Genomic DNA, 21113 nt, shown 5'->3' with positions numbered 1-21113 from the left:
CCGTCGAGGGCGCCCTGTCCCGCCCTCCGGCCCGCCTCAGTCCCGGGCCAGCCCGAACCGGGCCCGCAGCCCCGTACGTTCGTCCGTCGCCACCGACGCGGCCCCGTCCGTCACCGTCTCGTACACCGCGAGGATGTCCGCCCCCACCGTCGACCAGTCGAACCGTCGCACATGCGCCCGGCCACGGTCGCTCAGCTCCGCACGCCGCTCCGGGTCGCCGAGCAGCCGGATCGCCGCCGACGCCAGCGCCTCCGCGTCCTCGTTGGCGAACAGTTCGCCCGCCGCACCCAGGTCCAGTACCTGGGCGAACGCGTCCAGATCGCTGGCGAGGACCGGCGCGCCCGCCGACATCGCCTCGACCAGGATGATCCCGAAGCTCTCGCCACCCGTATTCGGCGCGACATACACATCGACGCTGCGCAGCAGCCGCGCCTTGTCCTCGTCGCTCACCATGCCGAGGAATTCGACGCGCTCGCGCATCGCCTCGGGCAGTGAGGCGACCGCCTCCTCCTCGTCGCCGCGCCCCGCCACCAGCAGCCTGGTCTCCGGGCGTGCGGCGAGGATGGCGGGCAGCGCCCGCATCAGGACGGGCAGGCCCTTGCGGGGCTCGTCGATACGCCCGATGAAGCCGATCGTCCCGCCCTGCCACTCGACCTTGGGCTCGGCCTTGTCGAAGAAGCCGACATCGACCCCGTTCGGGATGACGACCGCGTCGCCGCCGAGGTGCTCGACCAGGGTCCGGCGCGCGTACTCGCTCACCGCGATGCGCGCACTGATCTTCTCCAGCGCGGGCTGCAGGATCGGGTACGCGGCGATCATCGCGCGGGACCGCGGATTGGAGGTGTGGAACGTGGCGACGATCGGTCCCTGCGCGGCCCAGCATGTGAGCAGGCCGAGTGATGGCGAGGTCGGCTCATGGATGTGGATCACATCGAAGGTGCCGTCGTGCAGCCAGCGGCGCACCCGCGCCGCGGACAGGAAGCCGAAATTCAGCCGGGCGACGGAGCCGTTGTACGGGACGGGCACGGCCCGGCCCGCCGACACCACGTACGGCGGCAGCGGCGTCTCGTCGTCGGCGGGGGCCAGCACCGACACCTGGTGGCCCAGGCGGATCAGGTGTTCGGCCAGGTCGCGGATGTGGAACTGGACGCCGCCCGGTACGTCCCAGGAGTACGGGCAGACGATGCCGATCTTCATGGCTGCTCTCCACGGGGTTCGAGGTCGGCGAGCCAGAGCCGCTGCAGCATGTGCCAGTCCTCCGGGTGCTCGGCGATTCCGGCGGCGAAGGCATCGGCCAGCGCCTGCGTCATCACAGACGTCTTCTCCTCGCGCGTACCTGACTCGGGCACCTCGACGGCCGGGTGGATCCGGGCCTTCATCACGGGGGTCGCGTCGTACCGGAGCGTCACGGGCAGCAGCAGCGCGCCGGTCTGCTGGGCCAGCAGCGCGGGTCCGGCGGGCATCCGTGCCGTGTCACCGAAGAACTGCACCTCGACGCCGGAGGCGGAGAGGTCGCGGTCGGCGACCAGGCAGACCAGTCCGCCGTCCCGCAGCCGCCGTGCCAGGGTGCCGAAGGCCGACCCGCCGGTGTGCGGCAGGACCTCCATGCCGAGCCCCTCGCGGTAGGCGACGAACCGGTCGTACAGCGACTCGGGCTTCAGCCGCTCGGCGACCGTGGTGAACGGCACCTTCAGATCGGTGGTGACCCAGGCTCCCGCCAGGTCCCAGTTCCCCAGGTGCGGCAGCGCGAGGATCACACCGCGCCCGGCTTCCAGGCCCCCGGTCAGCCGGTGGACGTCAGTGACGTCTATGCCGGCCTTGATCCGCTCCGGGCTCCAGGTGGGCAGCCGGAACGACTCCATCCAGTAGCGCATGTACGAGCGCATCCCGGCCTTGGACAGTGCGGCGAGCCGGGCAGGACTCGCGTCCGGCACCACCCTGGCCAGGTTCGACTCCAGCCGCAGCACACTCTTGCCGCGCCGCTTCCAGGCCTGGTCGGCAAGAGTACGGAAGAGTGCCTGGGCGGCCGGCTCCGGGAGCTTCTTGACCGCGGCCCAGCCGAGCCCGTACAGCCCGTCGGTCAGCCGGTCCTTCAGCCCGGTCCTCGGTACCCGCCCGGCGCCGCTCACTGCGTCGCCTCGCTCCCCCGGTCCGCCGCGGCTGCCGCGTCGGCCTCCGCGGCCTCGCGGCGCACGGTCACCACCCGCTGCACCAGCGTCACCAGGCTGCCCACGGCGACGACCCACAGCGCGATCGGCAGCAGGATCTCGATCCCCGGCACACCGAACGTGTGGAGTCCGGCGAGCCCGGCCGCCACCAGCGAGATGACCAGCCGCTCCGCCCGCTCCACCAGACCGTTGACCGCGACCGGCAGCCCGATCGACTCGCCCCGCGCCTTCGTGTAGGAGACCACCTGGCCGCTGGCCAGGCAGAAGATCGCCACCGCGCACATCACGTTGTCGTCGCCGTTGCCCGCGTACCAGAGCGCGAACCCGCCGAAGATCGCTCCGTCGGCGACCCGGTCCAGGGTCGAGTCCAGGAAGGCGCCCCAGCGGCTGGAGATGCCGGCCTGCCGGGCCATGTTGCCGTCGACGAGGTCGGAGAAGACGAAGATCGTGATGACGATCGTGCCCCAGAAGAACTCCCCCATGGGGAAGAAGACCAGCGCACCTGCCACCACTCCGGCCGTACCGATGAGCGTGACCGCGTCAGGGCTCACGCCGAGACGGAGCAGCAGCGCGGCGAACGGTGTGAGGACACGCGTAAAAAATGCACGCGCGTACTTGTTCAGCATGGCCTTCCCGAGGGTCGGTGGGCCGCGCGGCCCCTTCGGCCACCGGCTGGCCCATCGTAGTCACCAGTCGGACGCGTCCACTGTCCGGGCGTCCGTGCTCGTGCGTCGGCGTCCGACGTATGGACGCAGCCTGACCGGAGTGGAAAGCTCGAATTACCGCGGGCGTCGTCGCAGCCGCCGCGGCGGCTCCTCGTGCCCGCCCCCTCCTTCTCCCCGCACAGCGCACCCCCACCGGGAGGCACATCATGGGCGACAAGGCACATGCACACACCGGGGCCGCCGGCAGAGCAGCAACGGCCGACCGGCCCTCCTCCATACGGAACGTGGTGCTGGTCGGCCACAGCGGATCGGGCAAGACCACCCTCGTCGAAGCACTCGCGCAGACCGCCGGAGCGGTCAACCGGGCCGGCCGGGTCGAGGACGGCGGCACGGTCTCCGACTACGACGAGATCGAGCACCGCCAGCAACGCTCCGTACAGCTCTCCCTGGTCCCCGTCGAATGGGGCGGGTGCAAGATCAACCTGTTGGACACCCCTGGATACGCCGACTTCGTCGGGGAACTCAGGGCCGGTCTGCGAGCAGCGGACGCGGCCCTTTTCGTTGTCTCGGCGGCCCAGGAGGCCGACGCCGTGGCGGGCACCACCCGCGCCGTGTGGGAGGAGTGCGCCGCCGTCGGCATGCCGCGCGCCATCGTCGTCACCCACCTCGACACTGCCCGCACGTCCTTCGACGAGATGACCCGCGTCTGCGGTGAGATCTTCGGGGGCGACGACCCCGACGCCGTACTGCCCCTCTATCTGCCCGTGCTCGGCCCCGAGGGCCCGGACGGGCACGCCCCGCTGACCGGGCTCACCGGACTGCTCACGCAGCGTATCTTCGACTACTCCTCCGGCGAACGGAAAGAGACCTCGCCCGCCGAAAGCCAGCACGCACCGCTCCAGGACGCCCGTGACCGGCTGATCGAAGGGATCATCGCCGAGAGCGAGGACGAGTCCCTGATGGACCGGTACCTCGGCGGCGAGGACATCGACATCACGTCCCTGATCGACGACCTGGAACGCGCCGTCGCCCGCGACGCCTTCCACCCCGTCCTCACGGCGGCGCCCGCCGGCGAGGACGGCCGCCCGGGCATCGGTACGGTCGAACTCCTGGATCTGATCACGGGGGGCTTCCCGACCCCGCTGGAGCACCCGCTGCCCGCTGTCACCACGCCGGGCGGCGCCCTCCGCCCCGCCCCGTCCTGCGATCCCGACGGACCGCTGGTGGCCGAAGTCGTCAAGACGGCCTCCGACCCGTACGTCGGCCGCGTCTCCCTGGTCCGCGTCTTCTCCGGCACGCTGCGGCCCGATGAAACGGTCCACGTCCTCGGCCACGGACTCACCGACCCCGGCCACGAACCCCGTCCCTTCCACGAGGCAGATGTCCGCGTCGGCGCGCTGTCCGCCCCGTTCGGCAAACAGCAGCGCGCCCTGACCAGCTGCATCGCCGGGGACCTGGCCTGCGTCGCCAAACTGGGCGGCGCCGAGACGGGGGACACCCTCTCCGCTCCGGAGGATCCGCTGCTGATGGAGCCCTGGTCCATGCCCGACCCGCTGCTGCCGCTGGCCATCGAGGCCCACAGCAAGGCGGACGAGGACAAGCTCTCCCAGGGGCTCGCACGGCTCGTCGCCGAGGACCCGACGATGCGCCTCGAACAGAACCAGGACACCCATCAGGTGGTTCTGTGGTGCCTCGGCGAGGCCCATCAGGACGTGGCACTGGACCGGCTGCGCACCCGGTACGGGGTACAGGTGGACACCGTCTCCCACAAGGTGTCCCTGCGCGAGACGTTCGCCGGCCCGTCGACCGGTCGCGGACGGCATGTCAAACAGTCCGGCGGCCACGGCCAGTACGCCATCTGCGAGATCGAGGTGGAGCCGCTGCCACCCGGTTCGGGTATCGAATTCGTCGACAAGGTGGTCGGCGGAGCCGTACCCCGCCAGTTCATCCCGTCCGTGGAGAAGGGGATACGCGCCCAGGCCGCCCGCGGAGTGGCGGCCGGCCACCCCCTCGTCGACGTGAGGATCACCCTGCGGGACGGAAAGGCCCACTCCGTGGACTCGTCCGACGCGGCGTTCCAGGCGGCGGGCGCACTGGCCCTTCGGGAAGCGGCCGCGGAGACCCGGATCCAGCTCCTCGAACCTGTCTCCGAGGTCCAGGTCCTCGTCCCCGACGACTACGTGGGACCGGTCATGAGCGATCTGTCGGGGCGGCGCGGCCGGGTGGTCGGCACCGAGCAGTCAGGGGCGGGGCGCACGCTCGTGCGGGCCGAGGTGCCTGAGCTGGAGATCGGCCGGTACGCGATCGACCTGCGCTCCCTGTCGCACGGCACCGGCCGGTTCGACCGGTCGTACGCCCGGCACGAACCGATGCCACCGCAGCTCGCCGACCGCCTCCGCGAACAGCAGGAAAACACCACAAACAGTGCGTAGCCGACGGCTCCGTCCGCCCTTGTCCACAAGGGCGGACGGAGCTCCGATCCGGACGATACGCTGTGATCCCAGCTCAGAAGGTGTGCCGAGCGCGGCAGTTGGGAAACAGCCGCAGGAGCGGTTCCTTGGCGGCAAGTGGGGGCGACAGTGGCCAACGACGGATTCGATTTCTCTCCCGGAGCGCAGATCCCACTCCAGGGGGCGGCCGGACAGGCGGTGGCGACGAACGCCCTCGCCTCCGCCGCGTACCGCGACAGCCCGGTGGAGGAGATCCTCAAGGCCGACAGCGAGTGGCACAAGTCCAAGGTCGAGGAAGGCCGGTCCAAGCTCTTCAAAAGCAAGTACTTCACTCCCAACCTCGGCGAGGCATTCTCCCGCGCCGTCCAGGAGCGCATGCTGGGCGGCGCCCGCAAGGCCCTCATCCAGTCCTTCGGCACCGATCCGCAGACCGTCGTCGAGCACTGCCTGTCCGCGACCCGGCTCCGCAAGGCACGGGACACCAAACTGACCCTGGTGACCGCGCTCTTCGGCTTCCTCTTCCTGCCCGGACTGCTCCTGTGGGTCCTCGCGTTCCGCCTCCGCGACGGCCTGGGCTCCACCAAGGACAAGGCCCTCAGCGCCCTCGGCATCGCCCTGCTCCCCGTCATCGGCATCGTGGCCCTGATCTTCCTGATCAAACTGCCGGTCGGCGGTCTCCTCGCGCTGTACCTGCGCGCGATGATCGTCGCCCCCGTCATCGGCTGGCTGATCGCCAAACGGATCGCCGAGACCTCCGCCAAGGACATGCGCGCCCGCTGGGAGGGGCTGCTCTCCGGCGGCGGGGTCATCGCCAAGATCCCCGAGGCCGTACCGAAGAATCCCAATGAGACCGCCCGCGAGGCGCTGCGCCAGGGCCTGGAGAAGCTGTCTGCCGAACAGCAGTCCAACTCCGTCTTCTATGCCGGTCCCAAGGGCATCCTCGGCATGGGTACCCGCTGGGGCAGCTGGCAGCTCGCCGAGGAGCTCGTCTCCAAGGAACCCGGCAAGGAATTCCACCAGTTCCGCAGCTGGGACCTGATTCGCGTCATCCACGACCAGCTCAAGCAGCTGGAACGCGGACCGCTGCATACAGGCGGATTCACCACGCCCTCGGTCACCCACTGGATCGTCTCGCCCGTCGGTGAGAACGCCGACTCGGTCTCCCGCCCGGAGGGCGAGGACGTCTCCACCTTCCAGATCAAGCCGCACGAGATACAGCGCATCTGCAACCACCAGCAGTTCGGCAGCGGCGACCGCCACTACCTGGGTGTCCAGTTCACCCTCTGGGACGGCCAGCTGGTCATCACCATGATGATCACCGTCACGGTGCTCCACGAGACGCTCCGGATCGAGGTCACCGGGCACGCCCTCGGCCCCGTCCACTCACTCTTCACGAGCAAGCCCGAGGCCAAGACGAAGACGGTCAACAAGACCGTCAGATTCTGGGAGACCCGCAAGATCACTCTCCCGCTGGTGGAGTCCAAGGAGGTCGTCCGCCTGGCCCTGCGCGCCCCCTTCACCTGGTACCCCCCGCTCCTCGACTACCTGGGGGGCAAGATCACCCTCCCGGAGCCGTTCGGCCTGCGCCACGCCTGGGCGGAGAAGCCGTGGCGCCACCGCTTCATGGCGGACGACGCGATGCGCGCCGCCACCCCCGTCCTGCGTGCCGTGCACAGCGCGGCCATGCGTGTCCTGGACGAGAACGGTGTCGACACGGAGCGCTTCGACAACCGGTCCATGATCCTCAGCGGACTGGTGCAGGACCCGACCCCCAAGAAGGCCGACCTGTACGACGCGTAGGGCAGACGGAAAAGGCACCCGGGACATCCCGGGCGCCTCGTGCTCGTACCACTCGACTCAGACCGCGGGCCAGGCGTCGGCCAGCATCTTCCGGGTATCGGCGAGCAGCTGCGGCAGCACCTTCGTGTGACCGACGACCGGCATGAAGTTGGTGTCACCGCCCCAGCGGGGCACCAGATGCTGATGCAGATGCGCGGCAATGCCGGCGCCCGCCACCGTCCCCTGATTCATCCCGATATTGAAACCGTGCGCCCCCGAGGCCGCCCGCAGCGCCGTCATCGCCCGCTTGGTGAAGTCGGCCAGCTCCAGCGTCTCCTGACCGTCCAGCTCCGTGTAATCGGCGACATGCCGGTACGGCACCACCATCAGATGTCCGCCGTTGTACGGATACAGGTTCAGCACGGCATAGACCGTCTCGCCGCGTGCCACGATGAGCCCGTCCTCGTCCGACTTCGCCGGGATCGCACAGAAGGGGCAGCCGTCGCCGGCCTCCGGGCTGGTCGGCTTGTTCTCACCCTGGATGTACGCCATCCGGTGGGGCGTCCACAGGCGCTGGAACGCGTCGGGCGTTCCCACTCCGATCTGCTGCTCCGGCTCAGTCGTCATGCAGATCAGCATATTGCTTCACTCCTGCGGAGCGTGTCGCCGGGGCCGCCCCCATCAGCGGGCGACGATCCTGAGGCCATGAGCGACCAGCCCTCGGACTCCTCCGCTTCTCTCCGGTTCAGGCACTGGGAGCAGCGCACGGAGGTGCCGCTCTTCGTCGCGTCGCTGTTCTTCCTCCTCGGGTACGCGGTCCGCGTCCTCGTTCCCGACCACACCGAGCCGTGGCGAAACCTCGGCACGACCCTGGTCGTCGGCACCTGGCTCCTCTTCGCGGCGGACTATGTCGTAAGGATCCGGCTCAGCGGCCAGGGGCTGCGCTACCTGCGTACCCACTGGCTGGACACGGTGGTGCTGGTGCTCCCGCTGCTGAGGCCGTTGCGTCTGATCCGGGTCTACACAGCGGTCCAGCGGCAGCGGGAGCGGCCGCGGCTGAGCCTGTACGCCCGGGTGATCAGCTACGCCGGGATGACCGCCCTGCTGCTCGGGTTCTCGGCCGCGCTCGCCGTGTACGACCAGGAGCGCGTGGCTCCCGGGGCCACGATCCGGACGTTCGGCGACGCGGCGTGGTGGGCGTGCGCGACGCTCACCACGGTCGGATACGGGGACGTCGCGCCGGTCACGCCGAGCGGCAGGACCATCGCGGTGGGGCTGATGGTCTGCGGTCTGGCGCTGCTGGGGGCCGTGACGGGTTCGTTCTCGTCGTGGCTGGTGCAGGTGTTCACCCGGGAGGACGAGAAGAGGCCCCCGGAGCGCGGTTAGCGCTCCGAGGGCCTCCCTGGCGGTCGGGTCAGACCTGGACGCGGTCCTCGACGGCCTTCTGGATCTTGGCGATGGCGTCCTCGACCGGGATGCCGTTCTCCTGCGATCCGTCGCGGTAGCGGAAGGAGACAGCACCGTTGGCCATGTCCTCATCACCCGCGATGATCATGAAGGGCACCTTGGCCTTCTGCTGGTTGCGGATCTTCTTCTGCATCCGGTCCGAGGAGGCGTCCACCTCGACCCGCAGACCCTTCTTCCTGGCCTGCGCAGCGAACTCCTGGAGGTACGGGATGTGCGCGTCGCCGATCGGGATGCCGACCGCCTGGACCGGGGCCAGCCAGACCGGGAACGCACCCGCGTAGTGCTCCAGCAGCACCGCGAAGAAGCGCTCGATGGAACCGAACAGTGCGCGGTGGATCATGACCGGGCGCTGCTTGGTGCCGTCGGGGCCGGTGTACTCCAGGTCGAAGCGCTCCGGCAGGTTGAAGTCGAGCTGCACGGTCGACATCTGCCAGGTACGGCCGATGGCGTCCTTGCACTGGACCGAGATCTTCGGGCCGTAGAAGGCGGCGCCACCCGGGTCCGGGACCAGGGGCAGCCCCTGCTTCTCGGCGACCTGGCGCAGTGTCTCGGTCGCTTCTTCCCAGATCTCGTCGGATCCGACGAACTTCTCCGGGTCCTTGGTGGACAGCTCCAGGTAGAAGTCGGTCAGACCGTAGTCGCGCAGCAGGTTCAGGACGAAGGTGAGCGTCCTGTCCAGCTCGTCCGCCATCTGCTCCTTGGTGCAGTAGATGTGCGCGTCGTCCTGCGTGAAGCCGCGCGAGCGGGTCAGACCGTGCACCACACCCGACTTCTCGTACCGGTACACCGTGCCGAACTCGAAGAGACGCAAAGGCAGTTCACGGTACGAACGGCCGCGCGCGTCGAAGATCAGGTTGTGCATCGGGCAGTTCATCGGCTTGAGGTAGTAGTCCACCCCGTCGTCGAGCTGCATGGGCGGGTACATGCCCTCGGCGTACCAGTCCAGGTGACCGGACTTCTCGAAGAGCTTGCCCTTGGTGGCGTGCGGGGAGTAGACGAACTCGTAGCCCTCCTCCTCGTGCCGCCTGCGCGAGTAGTCCTCCATGGCCCGGCGGATGATGCCGCCCTTGGGGTGGAAGACCGCGAGGCCGGGGCCGATCTCGTCGGGGAAGGAGAAGAGGTCCAGCTCGTTGCCGAGCTTGCGGTGGTCCCGCTTGGCGGCCTCCTCCAGGAACTCCAGGTGCGCCTTGAGCTCGTCCTTGGTGGGCCACGCGGTGCCGTAGATGCGCTGGAGCATCGGGTTCTTCTCACTGCCCCGCCAGTACGCCGCGGCGTTCCGCATCAGCTTGAACGCCGGGATGTTCCGGGTGGTCGGCAGGTGCGGACCGCGGCAGAGGTCCTTCCAGCACAGGTCGCCGGTCTTCGGGTCGAGGTTGTCGTAGATGGTCAGCTCGCCGCCGCCCACCTCGACATTCGCGCCGTCCTCCGAGGAGGCCGAGCCCTTGATGCCGATGAGCTCCAGCTTGTACGGCTCGTCGGCCAGCTCCTCGCGGGCGGCCTCGTCGGTGACGACCCGGCGGGAGAACCGCTGCCCCCGCTTCTGGATCTCCTGCATCTTCTTCTCGATGGCCTTGAGATCCTCGGGCGTGAACGGCTTCTCGACGTCGAAGTCGTAGTAGAAGCCGTCCTTGACCGGCGGGCCGATGCCGAGCTTGGCCTCCGGGAAGAGCTCCTGCACCGCCTGCGCCATGACGTGCGCGGTGGAGTGCCGGAGGATGTTCAGGCCGTCCTCGGAGGAGATCTCGACGGGCTCGACGACCTCGCCGTCGGCGACGACGTACGCGAGGTCCTTCAGCTCACCGGCAACCCGGGCGGCGACAACAGTGCGCTCGCCGGGGAAGAGCTCGGCAGCCGTAGTGCCCGTCGTCACCACGCGCTCTTCCCGCTCGGAATCGCGTTGGATGATCACACGGACGTCTGACACCGGTCTCTCCTGACTGAAGGGGGGTGCGCGCCATATTCCACTGCGCACGCAAGAGGAATCGTACCGAGCCGACGGCCCCCTTCGCGAAAGGGTTCGTTCCGGCAGTCTGCGGTCACCGCGCCTGGCCCCTCTCTCCGGCTATTCGCCCGTACAGGCCTCCTCGAAGTAGTCGACGTTCTCCTGGAGCGATTTCATCAGCCGGTCCCGCTCCGCCTCGTCGACCTGTACGGGCACCACCTGCGAGGCCCGGGTAAGCCGCCGGAAGCCGCCCCGGCTCTCCAGTCGCCCCTCCACCCGGATCGGCAGTCCGACGAGGTGGGCGTGGCCCGCGATCCGGTACGCCTCCTCGTCGAGCTCCAGCCGCACGTGCGGCACCTCCGCGCCCGCCAGCACCCGCAGCCGCACGATTCCCGCGCCGCGCGGTCCCGAGCGGCGCAGCCGGACGACCGCACCGGTGATCCGGACCGCGACGGCGGGTTCGTCCTGCTGGTAGCGGGCTCCCGCCCGGCGCAGGGCGGGCAGGTCTCCCGGCGAGAACTCCACCGGTTCGGGCCGGGCAGGGCAGCCTTCGGGGGTTCCTGCGGCGGGTGCCCAGGCGAGCGAGATCCTGGTTCCCTCCGAGCCGCGGACCAGCGCGATCACGGCCTCGGTCAGCTCCCGGCTGACACCCGCCTCGACGGCACTGTCGAAGGCTTCCATGCCTCCGGTCGCGCGCTGGAAGTCGATGGCTTCGCGGGTGGCGTGCAGGGCGTGGTAGAGCCGTACGGCGACGTCCCGGCCGGTTTCGACGGGGAGACAGGCAGTGAGGTCGCGGCCGCCCGGCGCGGGTCCGACGAGGATGCCTTCGAGCGCGGCGAGGGCCCTTCGGCGGTGGCGTGCGCCGTGGAACCCGGTACGGGCCCGCACGGCGAGCGCTCCGGCGAGCAGGATCTGCCGGGCCGCGGCGCGGAGCTGCTCCGCGGCGGTCCAGCCGGCCGCTCCGGCGGCACCCGCGGGACCGGCGGCACCGTCGGGGACATCGCGCCACCAGCGGATCTCGTCGCTCGGCACGGCGAGGGAGACCAGCACGTCGCGGGCGGAGGGGGCGGCGCTGCGGGCGAGCGCCGTGAGTGCTTCGCCGAGCAGGTCCTCGCTGTCGGGGAAGGCGGTGGTGTCGGGTACGAGGAGGCTCGTGCCGCCAGAGGGTGCCGCGGCCCCCGGTGGGGTCCATCGGCTGTACCGTCCGGCCGCACCGCCGCGGCGGTGCCAGCCGTGCCGGTCGAGCAGGGCGCCGAGGACCGCGGGGTCGACGCGGGCGGGATCGGGGATGTCCCCGGAGGGTGGCAGGGCGGTGGGCCAGTGGGTCACGGTCTCGCTGGGGTGTGGTCGCGTGCCCGACGGGATCGTGCTGTCGGCGGGCTCGTCCATCGGCCGGTGCATCAGGGTCTCCCTCCCGCCCCGACCCGGGTCATGATCTCGCAGAGCGCGCGGTCGTCGAATATGCGCGTGGTCGGGATCCGCACAGTGGTCCTGTGCCGGCCTGTCACGGCGTGGCCGGCCAGGTTGGTCCAGTAACAGCAGTGCCGCACGTCGAGCCGGTCGTGCCCGGCGCGCAGCCAGTCGTCCTGGCTGCGCGGTACGAGCATCACGACCAGGATCTTGTGCACCGACACGGGCGTCCGGGCGAGCTTCACGAGGTGGGCGTTGTCCAGCGTGAAGGCGAACGTCGGTCCGGGTGGGTGCGGCGGTATCTGGTAGGTGCATTTGAGCTGCACCTTGATGGTCACCTCGTCGTCGACGGTGTGCCCGGGGGCGCCGTGGCTGACATGCCAGTCGATGCCGTTGTCGGGAAAGGGCTGCGACAGGGAGCACCCCGCCGCGGCCGCGACCGCGTGCAGGTAGCCCACCTGAAGGGTCTCCATGCAGGCGGTGGTGGCGAGTGTGCCGCGCAGCGGAGCGATCCGCTGGGGCAACAGCCCGCTCGGGTCGGGCTGCGCGAGCGCCATGGCTCCGTATGCCTTCCGGGCTGTGCCGATCGGTTGGTTCGGTCGGTGCGTCCTCAGGCAACTTCCTTGCCTGTCCTCTGTGTTGTCACCGCAGCAAGCAGTCCGCAAACGGCGTACCAGGCAAAGGGCGCGGGTATCACCGAATCGGGCAGGGGGATCACGCCATCTGCCGGTCAGGCACGAGGAGTTCGGGGATGACTCACTGGTACGAGGGGCCGCTGGCCGCTTTTGACACCGAGACAACGGGAGTAAACGTCGAGGAGGACCGGATCGTTTCGGCCGCCCTGGTCGTCCAGGACGCGGTGGGCGGGCGCATGCGCGTCACCCGCTGGCTGGTGAATCCGGGGGTTCCGGTGCCCGTGGGGGCGACCGAGATCCACGGTCTGACCGATGACCATCTGCAGCGCAACGGCCGGTGGCCCGCGCCCGTGGTGGAGGAGATAGCCCGGGCACTGGCCGAGCAGTGCGCGGCGGGACGCCCGCTCGTCGTGATGAACGCACCGTTCGATCTGACGCTGCTCGACCGAGAGCTGAAGCGGCACCGGGCGTCGTCACTGGCCGGCTATCTGGGGAGCACACCGCTGTGCGTACTGGATCCCCGGGTCCTGGACAAGCACCTGGACCGCTACCGCAAGGGGCGGCGCACGCTCACCGATCTCTGCGCTCTGTACGAGGTGATGCTGGACGGCGCTCATGACGCGGCGGCGGATGCGGCGGCATCACTGGAGCTGGTACGGGCGGTGGGGCGGCGCTTTTCGTCGCGGCTGGAGCGGCTGTCCCCGGCGGAACTGCACGCACTTCAGACGGTGTGGCATGCGGCGCAGGCGCGCGGTCTGCAGGCGTGGTTCGCGAAGAGCGGGACGCCGGAGGCGGTGGATCCGGCCTGGCCGCTGCGTCCTGAGCTGCCCGCCGCTGCGTGATCCCGGACGCCCGGGGGTGATTCCGGACATGCAGAGGCCGGTCCGCCGATGGTGCTGACGGACCGGCCTCTCCCGAGGTGGGCGATACTGGTTTCGAACCAGTGACCTCTTCGGTGTGAACGAAGCGCTCTCCCACTGAGCTAATCGCCCGGGAACGGACTGAACCATACAGGTCTCGGCGGGTGTGGTTCAAACTGCTTCGAGCCGGGCCACCAGTCCGCGGCGTCCCGCCCGCATCATCAGCGCGTGGTTCGCCCGGAACACCGCACGTCCGGGCACCGCGAGCAGCCGCATGATCCGCCGCCGCACCTCGACCTCCTGCTCGTACGTGGCACGGCTGCCGGTGCCGTGCGCGGTGACGGTCCAGCGGGCCCAGCCGTCGAGGTCACCGCCGAGGGTCACTTCGAGGATCCCGGCCGCCGGGTCGCGGCGGCTCGCGCGGACGGTCATGACCAGGTCGTACGGAAGGGCGGAACGGATGCGGACGGTTCCGGTGGTGTCGTCGACCGTGGTGACCTCGCGAACCTGCGGCCACCACTGCGGGTACTCCGCGGCGCGTTCCAGGATTCCGTACACGGCATCGGGCGGGGCGGATACCTCCCAGATGCTCACAAAGCGGTAGCGGCTCCAGTCCATGGGACCCAGTCTGCGCGTACTCAGTCCCGTACCTGAGTACCCGAGCGCATGTCCGGGTCTGTGGGCCACGCCACACTCCCGGATATGGAACATGTGCCGCCGCCCGCCGAGGAATTGGCGCTCCTCGACCGCGAACTGGTCCGGCTGGACGCCCGCCGGATGCAACTGCTGACCCGTCGTGCCTGGCTGGTGAGTGTGCTGCAGCCGCCGGCCACGCCGCCCGTCGCTTCTCCGGGACCGGCGTCCGCGGCGCCTTCCGGACCGGCACAGCCGTATCCGCAGTGGCCCGCGCCCCCGTTCGGCTCTCGCGGTGCGCCGGTCCCGCCGCGCAACGCCCAGAATGTGCTGCTGAGTCTCGGCGGACTGCTGCTGACGATCGCGGCGATCGCGTTCACCCTGGTCAGCTGGGGTCATATGGGGATAGGCGGCCGCTCAGCGGTGCTCACCCTGGTGACGGTCGCGGCGTCGGCCGCGCCCGCGCTGCTTCTGCGCCGCGGTCTGTCGTCAACGGCCGAGTCGCTCGGTGCGCTGGCTCTGGTGCTGATGGTGCTGGATGCGTACGCGCTGCACGCGGTGGCGGCGCCGGACACGGACGGCCTCGGGTTCACCGCGGTCGCGTCGGCGGTACTCGCCGTGGTGTGGACGGCGTACGGTCTGGCACTCGGCAAGCTTCGTCTGCCGCTGCCGGTGGCCGTGGTGAGTACGCAGTTCACGTTGGTGCTGTGGGCATGGTCGGCGGATGCGTCGGCCTCGGTCTTCGGTTGGGCGCTGGTGCTGACGGCGATGCTGGACTCCGCGATCGCCCGGTGGGGCAAGGGCGTTGGGGTCCGGGTGACCGCGTCCGTCTGCGGATGCGTGACGGGGCTCTCCGGGGCTCTGGTGGCGCTGACGCAGTCGGTGACGGCTGGTTCGCCCCTCTCCGCCGTTGCCCCGGGGGCACTGTTGCTGGCGGGAGCGGCGGTCGCGCTGTTCGCGGTGTGGCGGGCACCGAAGGGGATCGCGGTGGCCGGTGGAGTGGTGGCCGGGCTGGCGGTGGTCGCGGCTGTGGGTGGTGTGCTGCGCGCGGGGGTCGCCGAGGACTGGTCGGTCCCGGTGTATCTGCTGTGCGGTCTGGTGCTGTGTGCGGCGGTACGGGCTCCGCTGCCCCGGCCGGCCGGGCAGGGCGTGCTGTGGGCGTTGGCTGCGGTGGTTTCGGGCGCGGTACTGGCGGCGGCGCCGGCGGCCGCCGTGACGCTGGCGGGTCCGCTGTCGCGGCGGGCCCCGGTGTGGTCGGGTGTGCCGGACGGCAGTGCGCGCGGTGCGCTGGGGCTGGAGGGCGCGGAGTGGTCACAGCTGTACACGGCGCCGGTGATTCTGCTGGTGGTGGCCGGTCTGCTGGGGGCGGCGCACCGCTGGTGGCCCCGGTGGGTGCGGGTAGCCGGTGCGGTGATCTCCCCGGGCGAATCGTGGCGGGGTGCGGCGGGGGCCGGTGCGCTGGTGACCGGGTGGGCGGGACTGCTGGTGGTGCCGGTTGCGCTGGACGCTCCGTACGCGGCCGCGATGGTGGTGCAGTTGGCGCTGATCGTGGCGCTTCTCGCCGGGGCGGTACGGGTATTGCGTCGCGGGGCGGGCCCGGTCGCACCTGCGGCGCTGGTGTGCGGTGCGGTCGGGACGGTGAGCGCGGGAGCGCTGTCACTGGCCGCGGAGCCTGCCACCTATGCGGCCTTCGGGGCACTGCTCGTGCTGTTCGCAGCGGCTGCGGCGGGGACGCATGCCGAGGGGTCACCAACGGCCCGGACCTTGCAGGGAGTTCTGGCGTGTGCGGCGGTGGTGTGCGGGACGGTGCTCGCCGGAGCCGTAGGGATGTCACTGGATCTCACGACGTACCGGGCCGCGCCGATCATGCTGGTCGTCCCCACGCTGACGGTGCTGATCGGGGCGCGGCTGCGGGGCGGCCCGTCGGCGCTGCCGGTCGAACTGACCGGCGCCGTGGCGGGTGCGGTGGCGGTCGGGATGGCCGCACCGGACAGGCCGTACCTGGCGTTGGTCCTCGCTCTGTGCGGGGTGCTGGCGGCGGGTACGGCGGTGCGTGCGGAGCGGCGTCCGGCGGCCGGGTACGTGGCGGCGGTCCTGTTCGCCCTGGCGACGTGGGTGCGGTTGTCGGCTTCCGGGGTGTCGACTCCGGAGGCGTACTCCCTGCCGGTGACGGTGCCCGCGCTGATGGTCGGTGTGATGCGGCGGCGCCGCGATCCGGCGGCGTCCTCGTGGACGGCGTACGGGGCGGGTCTTGCGGCGACGCTGGTGCCGAGTCTCGTCGCAGCCTGGACCGACCCGTCGTGGGTGCGGCCGCTGCTGCTCGGCGTGGTGTCCCTGGCGCTCACGCTCGCCGGGGCCCGGCTGCGGCTGCAGGCGCTGCTGCTGCTCGGCGGCGCGGTGCTGGCGTTGGACGCCCTGCACGAACTCGCGCCCTATGTGGTTCAGGTGGTCGGTGCAGTGCCGCGCTGGCTGCCGCCTGCGCTCGCGGGTGTGCTGCTGCTGGTGGCCGGGGCGACGTACGAGCAGCGGCTGCGGGATGCACGTCGGCTGAAGGACGCCCTGGGCCGGATGCGCTGAGGGAACGCGTGATCGGCGGGCCGGCCCGGGGCGTGCCTCACCTGCCTCAGGCCGGCATCCAGTGCCCCTCCCGGCAGACATTGCCGGGAGGGGCACTGGTCGCCGACGAGTGCGAGGTTCTCGATGGCGGCGAGCCCGTACGGCGCGGTGTCGTTGGGCAGACATGGGCGAAGGTGTTGCCGCCGACCGGGACACCGAGCAGTTTCCCGCTGACGCCACCCGTCTTCTCCAGTCCGGCCCGGAAGTTCTCCATGTTGAGATTTCCGGCCTGCACCTGGGAATTGAGATCGCACAGAACCCGCTTGTCGTCGAACGTGCGCAGGAATGCGACGGAGTTCTGGAAGACATCGGGCGCATTGCCCGCGGAGGCCTGGGTATTGAACTTCTTCCGCCCATTCTCGTAGTCCGGGAAGTCCGTCTTGACCTCGATGTTCGGATACTCCTTCTCGAACAGCGCGATCGCCTTGCAGATCAGCACGGCCCGCTCCTGACCGCCCACCACGAGTAGCGGATCCCGGCCTTTCCGCCGGCTCCGGAGACCATCAGCCCCGGAACCGCCACACCGGTGCCTGCCGCACGCAGCCCCTGGGTACTCCGCCACGTCCTCATGACACGCCCCTCCCGGGCAGACAGCAGCCGCTGCCACGATCGACTGAACCGTTCAGAGACATGCTTGCCGGGACAAGCAAGGCATCGAAGGGGTCAACGTCAGCAGTGGGGACGGAATCCACCGAAGCGCTTGAACCTCGCGTCGCGCGGCACGGCCTGCGAGGGCGTACGGACGGCCTCGTACCGCTGCGGAAACGGGCGCGAGGGCGCCCCGATCGGTGCGGGAAACGCAGAGAGCCCGTGAGACTCTGCAGTCTCACGGGCTCTCTGTCCCGGTGGGCGATACTGGTTTCGAACCAGTGACCTCTTCGGTGTGAACGAAGCGCTCTCCCACTGAGCTAATCGCCCGGGCACACCGCAAACATTACCCCATGTCAGCGGCGTTCTCCGACCACCCCCGGGTCACTCGTGGATCTTCCACGGCATCGTGATTCCGAACTTCCAGACATAGATCCCGCCCAGCACGGCGATGATCACGAGTCCGATCACGGTGAGGATGATGTTCCGCCGCCGAACCTTCGGATCGAGCGCCTTCTGGGCGGCCTCGGTGACCTTCCGGCGCGTCCAGTGCAGCACCAGCTGCGCCCAGACGAACTCGGTCGCCCAGATCGCCATGCCGCCGAAGATCACCAGCCAGCCGGGCCCGGGCAGGGGCAGCATGATGATGCCCCCCACGACCACGGCGAGACCGACCACAAAGACGCCGACCTGCCAGCTCATATGCAGGGCCCTGGACGCCTTGACGAACCCGGGCGCCCGGGAACCGAACGCCCGCCCCTCCTTGACCACACCCTCGGTGACGTCCGGCGCCACTTTCCCCGTCACGCCCCTCACGGCGGGCGCCGGGGCCGCCGTTCCGTCAATCTCGTCCCGTGCGTCACTCTCCGCATTCATGGGCCCAATCTACCGGAACGGCCTTTGTCACCGGAATGGCCGCATAACCCAAAGTTACACACCGCCGCAGGAGCGACCTGAACAACCACAAAAGGGTCAGAGGGGTTTACAACGCCACCGTAGGTGGCATGTCGATTTCGCCGACGTGCGAATCCCCGAGCGCACACTGAGCGAAAGGCCCTGGCGCTTATGAACACCACGGTCAGCTGCGAGCTGCACCTGCGCCTCGTTGTGTCGAGCGAGTCATCACTGCCTGTACCCGCGGGCCTGCGGTATGACACGGCCGATCCGTATGCCGTGCACGCCACCTTCCACACCGGAGCGGAGGAGACGGTCGAATGGGTATTCGCCCGCGACCTCCTTGCCGAGGGGCTGCACAGGCCCACCGGCACCGGAGACGTCCGCGTCTGGCCATCCCGTAGTCACGGCCAGGGCGTCGTCTGCATCGCGCTGAGCTCCCCAGAGGGCGAAGCCCTGCTCGAGGCCCCGGCCAGGGCCCTGGAGTCGTTCCTGAAGCGGACCGACGCCGCGGTTCCTCCCGGCACCGAGCATCGTCACTTCGACCTCGATACGGAGCTCTCACACATCCTGGCCGAGAGCTGAGCCAGGTCGAGAGCTGCACGGCGCCGTCCGACTCGGGGCGACGGCGCCGCGCGGACAACCACATAGGGCAGACACCAGCGCCGTCATCACGGAATCCACTGTGGTGACGGCGTCGGCGCGTATTTCACCGGGCACGACGGGCGCACGTACCACCGGAGGCATGACGGGCGCACGCCCCACCCCTCCCGTACGCGCTGAGCGGACCCTGTGCGCCCTCAGCACCCCCGAGCGCCCCCGCTGGGCCCCTGGTCGGCTGGTATGCGCTCCACGCCGGCCCCAGGGGCCCTCTCGGGCCGCTGTGCGTCCTCGTCGAGCCAGTAGAGTCAGCCGGCATCGGCGGGCGCCCGCCCGCCGGAGGCCAGGGAGCGAAAGCGTGCTGATCCCCCACGACACCCGGATCGCCCTCGACATCGTGGTCGAGCTGGTGAACACCGCACCGGCGGCAGATCAGCCGGAGGGCGGACCGAGCGACGGTCTCGCCGGTATCGAAGCGCTTTACCGATTCGCCCGGCGCCATCGCATCAGCGGCGTGGCCGAACTCGGCGAGAAGGATCTTCAGGCCGTACACGACGTACGGAGCCGGTTCGCCGAGATCTTCGCGGCACCGGACGCCGAGACCGCCGCCGGTCTCGTCAACAGCCTCGTGGCCTCGGCGGGCACCACGCCGCAGCTGAGCAACCACGACGGCTACGAGTGGCATGTGCACTACTTCGCGCCGGACGCATCGATCGCCGACCATCTCGCGGCCGACTGCGGCATGGCGCTCGCCTTCATCGTGGTGGCAGGCGAACACGAACGACTGCGGCGCTGCGAGGCACCGGACTGCCGGGACGCGTTCGTGGACCTGTCCCGCAACCGCTCCCGCAGGTACTGCTCCAGCCGCACCTGCGGTAATCGGCTGCATGTCGCCGCGTACCGGGCACGCCGCAAGGAAGCGTCCGGCTGACCGCTCGCCGCCCGTTTCATGGCCCGCTCACAGCAGGAAGAGATCGTGCAACGCGGCCATCAGCAGCAGGCCGCCGACCACCGCGAGGAAGATCATCAAAGGGGGCTGGGACAGCGCGAAGAGGCAGCCACGCGGCTCTTCGGCAGGGGGTGCGGGGGCATCGCCCGGGGAGGTGTCCACCATCTCGGGACGATCATGACGCAGACCGGACCCCGTTGGCGATCAACACGCCTCTTTGTGACGGGAGTTCACTCCCGTCGGGGCCGGATGGATTCGCTCCGGCGTCCGGTCCGCTGTCACATATTCGGGCTCACGGCCGGTTCTCCCGCGCCTCCCCCGCCCCGGCCGGATCAGTCGAGATCGCGCAGCATCCGCAGCTGGGCGGCCCGGTGGACCGAAGAGCCGCCCTCGTGACCGTTCCACGGGTAGACCTCGATCTCCTTCGGTCCCGCCCAGTGGTTGTACGCGGCGAAGACCGTGGACGGTGGGCAGATCAAGTCCATGAGCGCCACCGAGTAGAGCGCCGGGACGGTGGCCCGGGCGGCGAAGCTGATCCCGTCGAAGTACGAGAGCGTACGGAACACCCGGTCAGCCACGCCGTGTTGGGTGGAGAGGAAGCGGACGATCTCCTGGTAGGGGTCCTTGTCAGTGATCTCGACGGCCCGCCGGAAGTGGGTCAGGAACGGTACGTCGACCAGCGCCGCCTTCACATTCGGGCTGAGCCCCGCCACCGCCTGGGCGATGCCGCCGCCCTGGCTGCCGCCGTGCACGACGATCCGGTCGGGGTCGACGGACGGGTGGGCGCGGGCCACCTCGACAGCGCGGACCGCGTCGGTGAAGACCCTGCGGTAGTAGTACTCGTCGGGGTCGAGGATGCCTCGGGTCATGAAGCCGGGCGACTGCGGGTTGGCGCCACCGTGGGGGTCGGGGGTGGAACCCGCCGAGTGACTGTTGACGGCGCCCTGGCCGCGGGTGTCGACGAGCAGGGTGGCCCAGCCGGCCGCGGGCCAGACGAGATGGTCGTGCGGCAGCCCTCGGCCGCCACCGTAACCGAGGTAATGGACGACGCACGGAAGGGGGCCCTCGGCACCCGAAGGAACGTTCAGCCAGGCGCGTATACGGTGCCCGCCCCAGCCGGAAAAGGTCACGTCGTGTACCTCGACGGCGCTCAGCGCGGCGTCGTACGACTGGAATTCGGGGTCGAGCGGGTATGCGGCCGACTCGTCGAGGGTGCGCTTCCAGAAGGCGTCGAAGTCGGCGGGTTCACCGGACTCCGGGCGATAGTCGCGAAGTTGGTGCAGCGGCAGATCGAACAGGGTCATTTGGCCTCCGTTTCGGGCATGCGGCAAGGAAGGAACAGAAGGAAACGTGTAGCGGAGCAGCGACGCCGCGCTGAGAGCCTGTGGGGGGTGCACCCGGGGGGGGGGCCCCCCCCCGCCCGGCGGGGGGCGGCGCGCGGGGGGGCCCGCCCCCCG

At 70.0% G+C, this 21113-nt stretch carries 18 protein-coding genes, 2 tRNA genes and 1 pseudogene; 7 read left to right on the top strand and 14 right to left on the bottom strand.

The features are described from left to right. Positions 1 to 36: 36 nt before the first annotated feature. The 3 genes from ACIBB8_RS28135 to pgsA are packed head-to-tail and all read right to left on the bottom strand — an operon-like array spanning position 37 to position 2794. A complete protein-coding gene (locus ACIBB8_RS28135) occupies positions 37 to 1197 on the bottom strand; it encodes a glycosyltransferase family 4 protein (RefSeq protein ID WP_366132957.1) in 1161 nt (386 codons plus the stop codon). After that, the gene (locus ACIBB8_RS28130) at positions 1194 to 2129 is read right to left on the bottom strand and encodes a phosphatidylinositol mannoside acyltransferase (protein WP_398956731.1); all 936 of its coding nucleotides are present in this window, start codon (positions 2127 to 2129) and stop codon (positions 1194 to 1196) included. The genes ACIBB8_RS28135 and ACIBB8_RS28130 overlap by 4 nt, the downstream gene beginning before the upstream one ends. Further along, on the bottom strand, positions 2126 to 2794 hold the full coding sequence (gene pgsA, locus ACIBB8_RS28125; protein WP_398956729.1) for a phosphatidylinositol phosphate synthase: 669 nt from the start codon (positions 2792 to 2794) through the stop codon (positions 2126 to 2128). Before pgsA ends, ACIBB8_RS28130 begins: the two co-directional genes overlap by 4 nt. A gap of 245 nt (positions 2795 to 3039) precedes the next feature. Between pgsA and ACIBB8_RS28120 the strand changes: the two genes are divergently transcribed. Next, complete coding sequence (locus ACIBB8_RS28120; protein ID WP_398956727.1) at positions 3040 to 5265, top strand: elongation factor G-like protein EF-G2; 2226 nt, start codon at positions 3040 to 3042, stop codon at positions 5263 to 5265. Between the two features lie 147 nt (positions 5266 to 5412). Beyond that, positions 5413 to 7083, top strand: a complete 1671-nt coding sequence (locus tag ACIBB8_RS28115) for a hypothetical protein (RefSeq protein WP_398956725.1) — start codon at positions 5413 to 5415, stop codon at positions 7081 to 7083. Positions 7084 to 7140: 57 nt separating this feature from the next. Here ACIBB8_RS28115 and ACIBB8_RS28110 read toward each other — a convergent pair whose 3' ends face one another. Further along, on the bottom strand, positions 7141 to 7701 hold the full coding sequence (locus ACIBB8_RS28110) for an HIT family protein (protein WP_398956722.1): 561 nt from the start codon (positions 7699 to 7701) through the stop codon (positions 7141 to 7143). 66 nt (positions 7702 to 7767) lie between these two features. Between ACIBB8_RS28110 and ACIBB8_RS28105 the strand changes: the two genes are divergently transcribed. Continuing rightward, positions 7768 to 8448: a potassium channel family protein gene (locus ACIBB8_RS28105; protein ID WP_398956720.1), complete on the top strand. Its 681-nt coding sequence runs from the start codon at positions 7768 to 7770 to the stop codon at positions 8446 to 8448. A 28-nt stretch (positions 8449 to 8476) separates the two neighbouring features. Here the strand turns inward: ACIBB8_RS28105 and thrS are convergent, their stop codons facing one another. From thrS to ACIBB8_RS28090, 3 genes are all read right to left on the bottom strand, one after another. Further along, the gene (gene thrS, locus ACIBB8_RS28100) at positions 8477 to 10453 is read right to left on the bottom strand and encodes a threonine--tRNA ligase (RefSeq protein ID WP_358860779.1); all 1977 of its coding nucleotides are present in this window, start codon (positions 10451 to 10453) and stop codon (positions 8477 to 8479) included. A 138-nt stretch (positions 10454 to 10591) separates the two neighbouring features. Next, a complete protein-coding gene (locus ACIBB8_RS28095) occupies positions 10592 to 11872 on the bottom strand; it encodes a hypothetical protein (RefSeq protein WP_398956718.1) in 1281 nt (426 codons plus the stop codon). Then, entirely contained in the window at positions 11872 to 12438 is a 567-nt protein-coding gene (locus ACIBB8_RS28090; RefSeq protein WP_398956716.1) for a DUF4365 domain-containing protein, read from the bottom strand. Before ACIBB8_RS28090 ends, ACIBB8_RS28095 begins: the two co-directional genes overlap by 1 nt. A 194-nt stretch (positions 12439 to 12632) precedes the next feature. Between ACIBB8_RS28090 and ACIBB8_RS28085 the strand changes: the two genes are divergently transcribed. Beyond that, positions 12633 to 13358, top strand: a complete 726-nt coding sequence (locus tag ACIBB8_RS28085) for a 3'-5' exonuclease (protein WP_398956714.1) — start codon at positions 12633 to 12635, stop codon at positions 13356 to 13358. A gap of 78 nt (positions 13359 to 13436) precedes the next feature. Here ACIBB8_RS28085 and ACIBB8_RS28080 read toward each other — a convergent pair. Beyond that, positions 13437 to 13508 (bottom strand) — tRNA-Val (locus ACIBB8_RS28080). A 39-nt stretch (positions 13509 to 13547) separates the two neighbouring features. After that, the gene (locus ACIBB8_RS28075) at positions 13548 to 13994 is read right to left on the bottom strand and encodes an SRPBCC family protein (protein ID WP_398956712.1); all 447 of its coding nucleotides are present in this window, start codon (positions 13992 to 13994) and stop codon (positions 13548 to 13550) included. Positions 13995 to 14078: 84 nt separating this feature from the next. Here ACIBB8_RS28075 and ACIBB8_RS28070 point away from each other — a divergent pair, with 84 nt between their 5' ends. Beyond that, the gene (locus tag ACIBB8_RS28070) at positions 14079 to 16586 is read left to right on the top strand and encodes an SCO7613 C-terminal domain-containing membrane protein (RefSeq protein WP_398956710.1); all 2508 of its coding nucleotides are present in this window, start codon (positions 14079 to 14081) and stop codon (positions 16584 to 16586) included. A gap of 160 nt (positions 16587 to 16746) precedes the next feature. On the opposite strand, the pseudogene ACIBB8_RS28065 reads toward ACIBB8_RS28070, so the two are convergent. The 3 genes and pseudogenes from ACIBB8_RS28065 to ACIBB8_RS28055 form a co-directional block, all read right to left on the bottom strand. Then, positions 16747 to 17195: pseudogene (locus ACIBB8_RS28065) on the bottom strand (ABC transporter substrate-binding protein); the annotation flags it as partial. A 276-nt stretch (positions 17196 to 17471) separates the two neighbouring features. After that, positions 17472 to 17543 (bottom strand) — tRNA-Val (locus ACIBB8_RS28060). Between the two features lie 54 nt (positions 17544 to 17597). Next, positions 17598 to 18089: a TIGR02611 family protein gene (locus ACIBB8_RS28055; protein ID WP_398956707.1), complete on the bottom strand. Its 492-nt coding sequence runs from the start codon at positions 18087 to 18089 to the stop codon at positions 17598 to 17600. 189 nt (positions 18090 to 18278) lie between these two features. Here ACIBB8_RS28055 and ACIBB8_RS28050 point away from each other — a divergent pair, with 189 nt between their 5' ends. Together ACIBB8_RS28050 and ACIBB8_RS28045 are read left to right on the top strand one after the other, a co-directional pair. Then, positions 18279 to 18692: an SsgA family sporulation/cell division regulator gene (locus ACIBB8_RS28050; RefSeq protein ID WP_003959770.1), complete on the top strand. Its 414-nt coding sequence runs from the start codon at positions 18279 to 18281 to the stop codon at positions 18690 to 18692. 373 nt (positions 18693 to 19065) lie between these two features. Continuing rightward, a complete protein-coding gene (locus ACIBB8_RS28045; RefSeq protein ID WP_398956705.1) occupies positions 19066 to 19638 on the top strand; it encodes a CGNR zinc finger domain-containing protein in 573 nt (190 codons plus the stop codon). A gap of 27 nt (positions 19639 to 19665) precedes the next feature. On the opposite strand, the gene ACIBB8_RS28040 is transcribed toward ACIBB8_RS28045, so the two are convergent. Together ACIBB8_RS28040 and ACIBB8_RS28035 are read right to left on the bottom strand one after the other, a co-directional pair. Next, positions 19666 to 19821 carry a hypothetical protein gene (locus tag ACIBB8_RS28040; protein WP_398956702.1) on the bottom strand — a complete coding sequence of 52 codons (156 nt, stop codon included), beginning with the start codon at positions 19819 to 19821 and terminating at the stop codon, positions 19666 to 19668. Positions 19822 to 19988: 167 nt separating this feature from the next. After that, positions 19989 to 20960 carry an acetylxylan esterase gene (locus ACIBB8_RS28035; RefSeq protein WP_398956700.1) on the bottom strand — a complete coding sequence of 324 codons (972 nt, stop codon included), beginning with the start codon at positions 20958 to 20960 and terminating at the stop codon, positions 19989 to 19991. Positions 20961 to 21113 lie beyond the last annotated feature (153 nt).

It is taken from the genome of Streptomyces sp. NPDC051286 (assembly GCF_044455345.1).
GTDB lineage: Bacteria > Actinomycetota > Actinomycetes > Streptomycetales > Streptomycetaceae > Streptomyces.
This window is presented reverse-complemented; position numbering and strand designations above follow the sequence as displayed.

Coding starts and splice junctions, on each gene's coding strand:
- ACIBB8_RS28135 (WP_366132957.1), bottom strand. CDS start 1,197: ATGAAGATCGGCATCGTCTGCCCGTACTCCTGGGACGTACCGGGCGGC.
- pgsA (WP_398956729.1), bottom strand. CDS start 2,794: ATGCTGAACAAGTACGCGCGTGCATTTTTTACGCGTGTCCTCACACCG.
- ACIBB8_RS28120 (WP_398956727.1), top strand. CDS start 3,040: ATGGGCGACAAGGCACATGCACACACCGGGGCCGCCGGCAGAGCAGCA.
- ACIBB8_RS28110 (WP_398956722.1), bottom strand. CDS start 7,701: ATGCTGATCTGCATGACGACTGAGCCGGAGCAGCAGATCGGAGTGGGA.
- ACIBB8_RS28105 (WP_398956720.1), top strand. CDS start 7,768: ATGAGCGACCAGCCCTCGGACTCCTCCGCTTCTCTCCGGTTCAGGCAC.
- ACIBB8_RS28095 (WP_398956718.1), bottom strand. CDS start 11,872: ATGCACCGGCCGATGGACGAGCCCGCCGACAGCACGATCCCGTCGGGC.
- ACIBB8_RS28090 (WP_398956716.1), bottom strand. CDS start 12,438: ATGGCGCTCGCGCAGCCCGACCCGAGCGGGCTGTTGCCCCAGCGGATC.
- ACIBB8_RS28085 (WP_398956714.1), top strand. CDS start 12,633: ATGACTCACTGGTACGAGGGGCCGCTGGCCGCTTTTGACACCGAGACA.
- ACIBB8_RS28075 (WP_398956712.1), bottom strand. CDS start 13,994: ATGGACTGGAGCCGCTACCGCTTTGTGAGCATCTGGGAGGTATCCGCC.
- ACIBB8_RS28070 (WP_398956710.1), top strand. CDS start 14,079: ATGGAACATGTGCCGCCGCCCGCCGAGGAATTGGCGCTCCTCGACCGC.
- ACIBB8_RS28055 (WP_398956707.1), bottom strand. CDS start 18,089: ATGAATGCGGAGAGTGACGCACGGGACGAGATTGACGGAACGGCGGCC.
- ACIBB8_RS28050 (WP_003959770.1), top strand. CDS start 18,279: ATGAACACCACGGTCAGCTGCGAGCTGCACCTGCGCCTCGTTGTGTCG.
- ACIBB8_RS28040 (WP_398956702.1), bottom strand. CDS start 19,821: ATGGTGGACACCTCCCCGGGCGATGCCCCCGCACCCCCTGCCGAAGAG.
- ACIBB8_RS28035 (WP_398956700.1), bottom strand. CDS start 20,960: ATGACCCTGTTCGATCTGCCGCTGCACCAACTTCGCGACTATCGCCCG.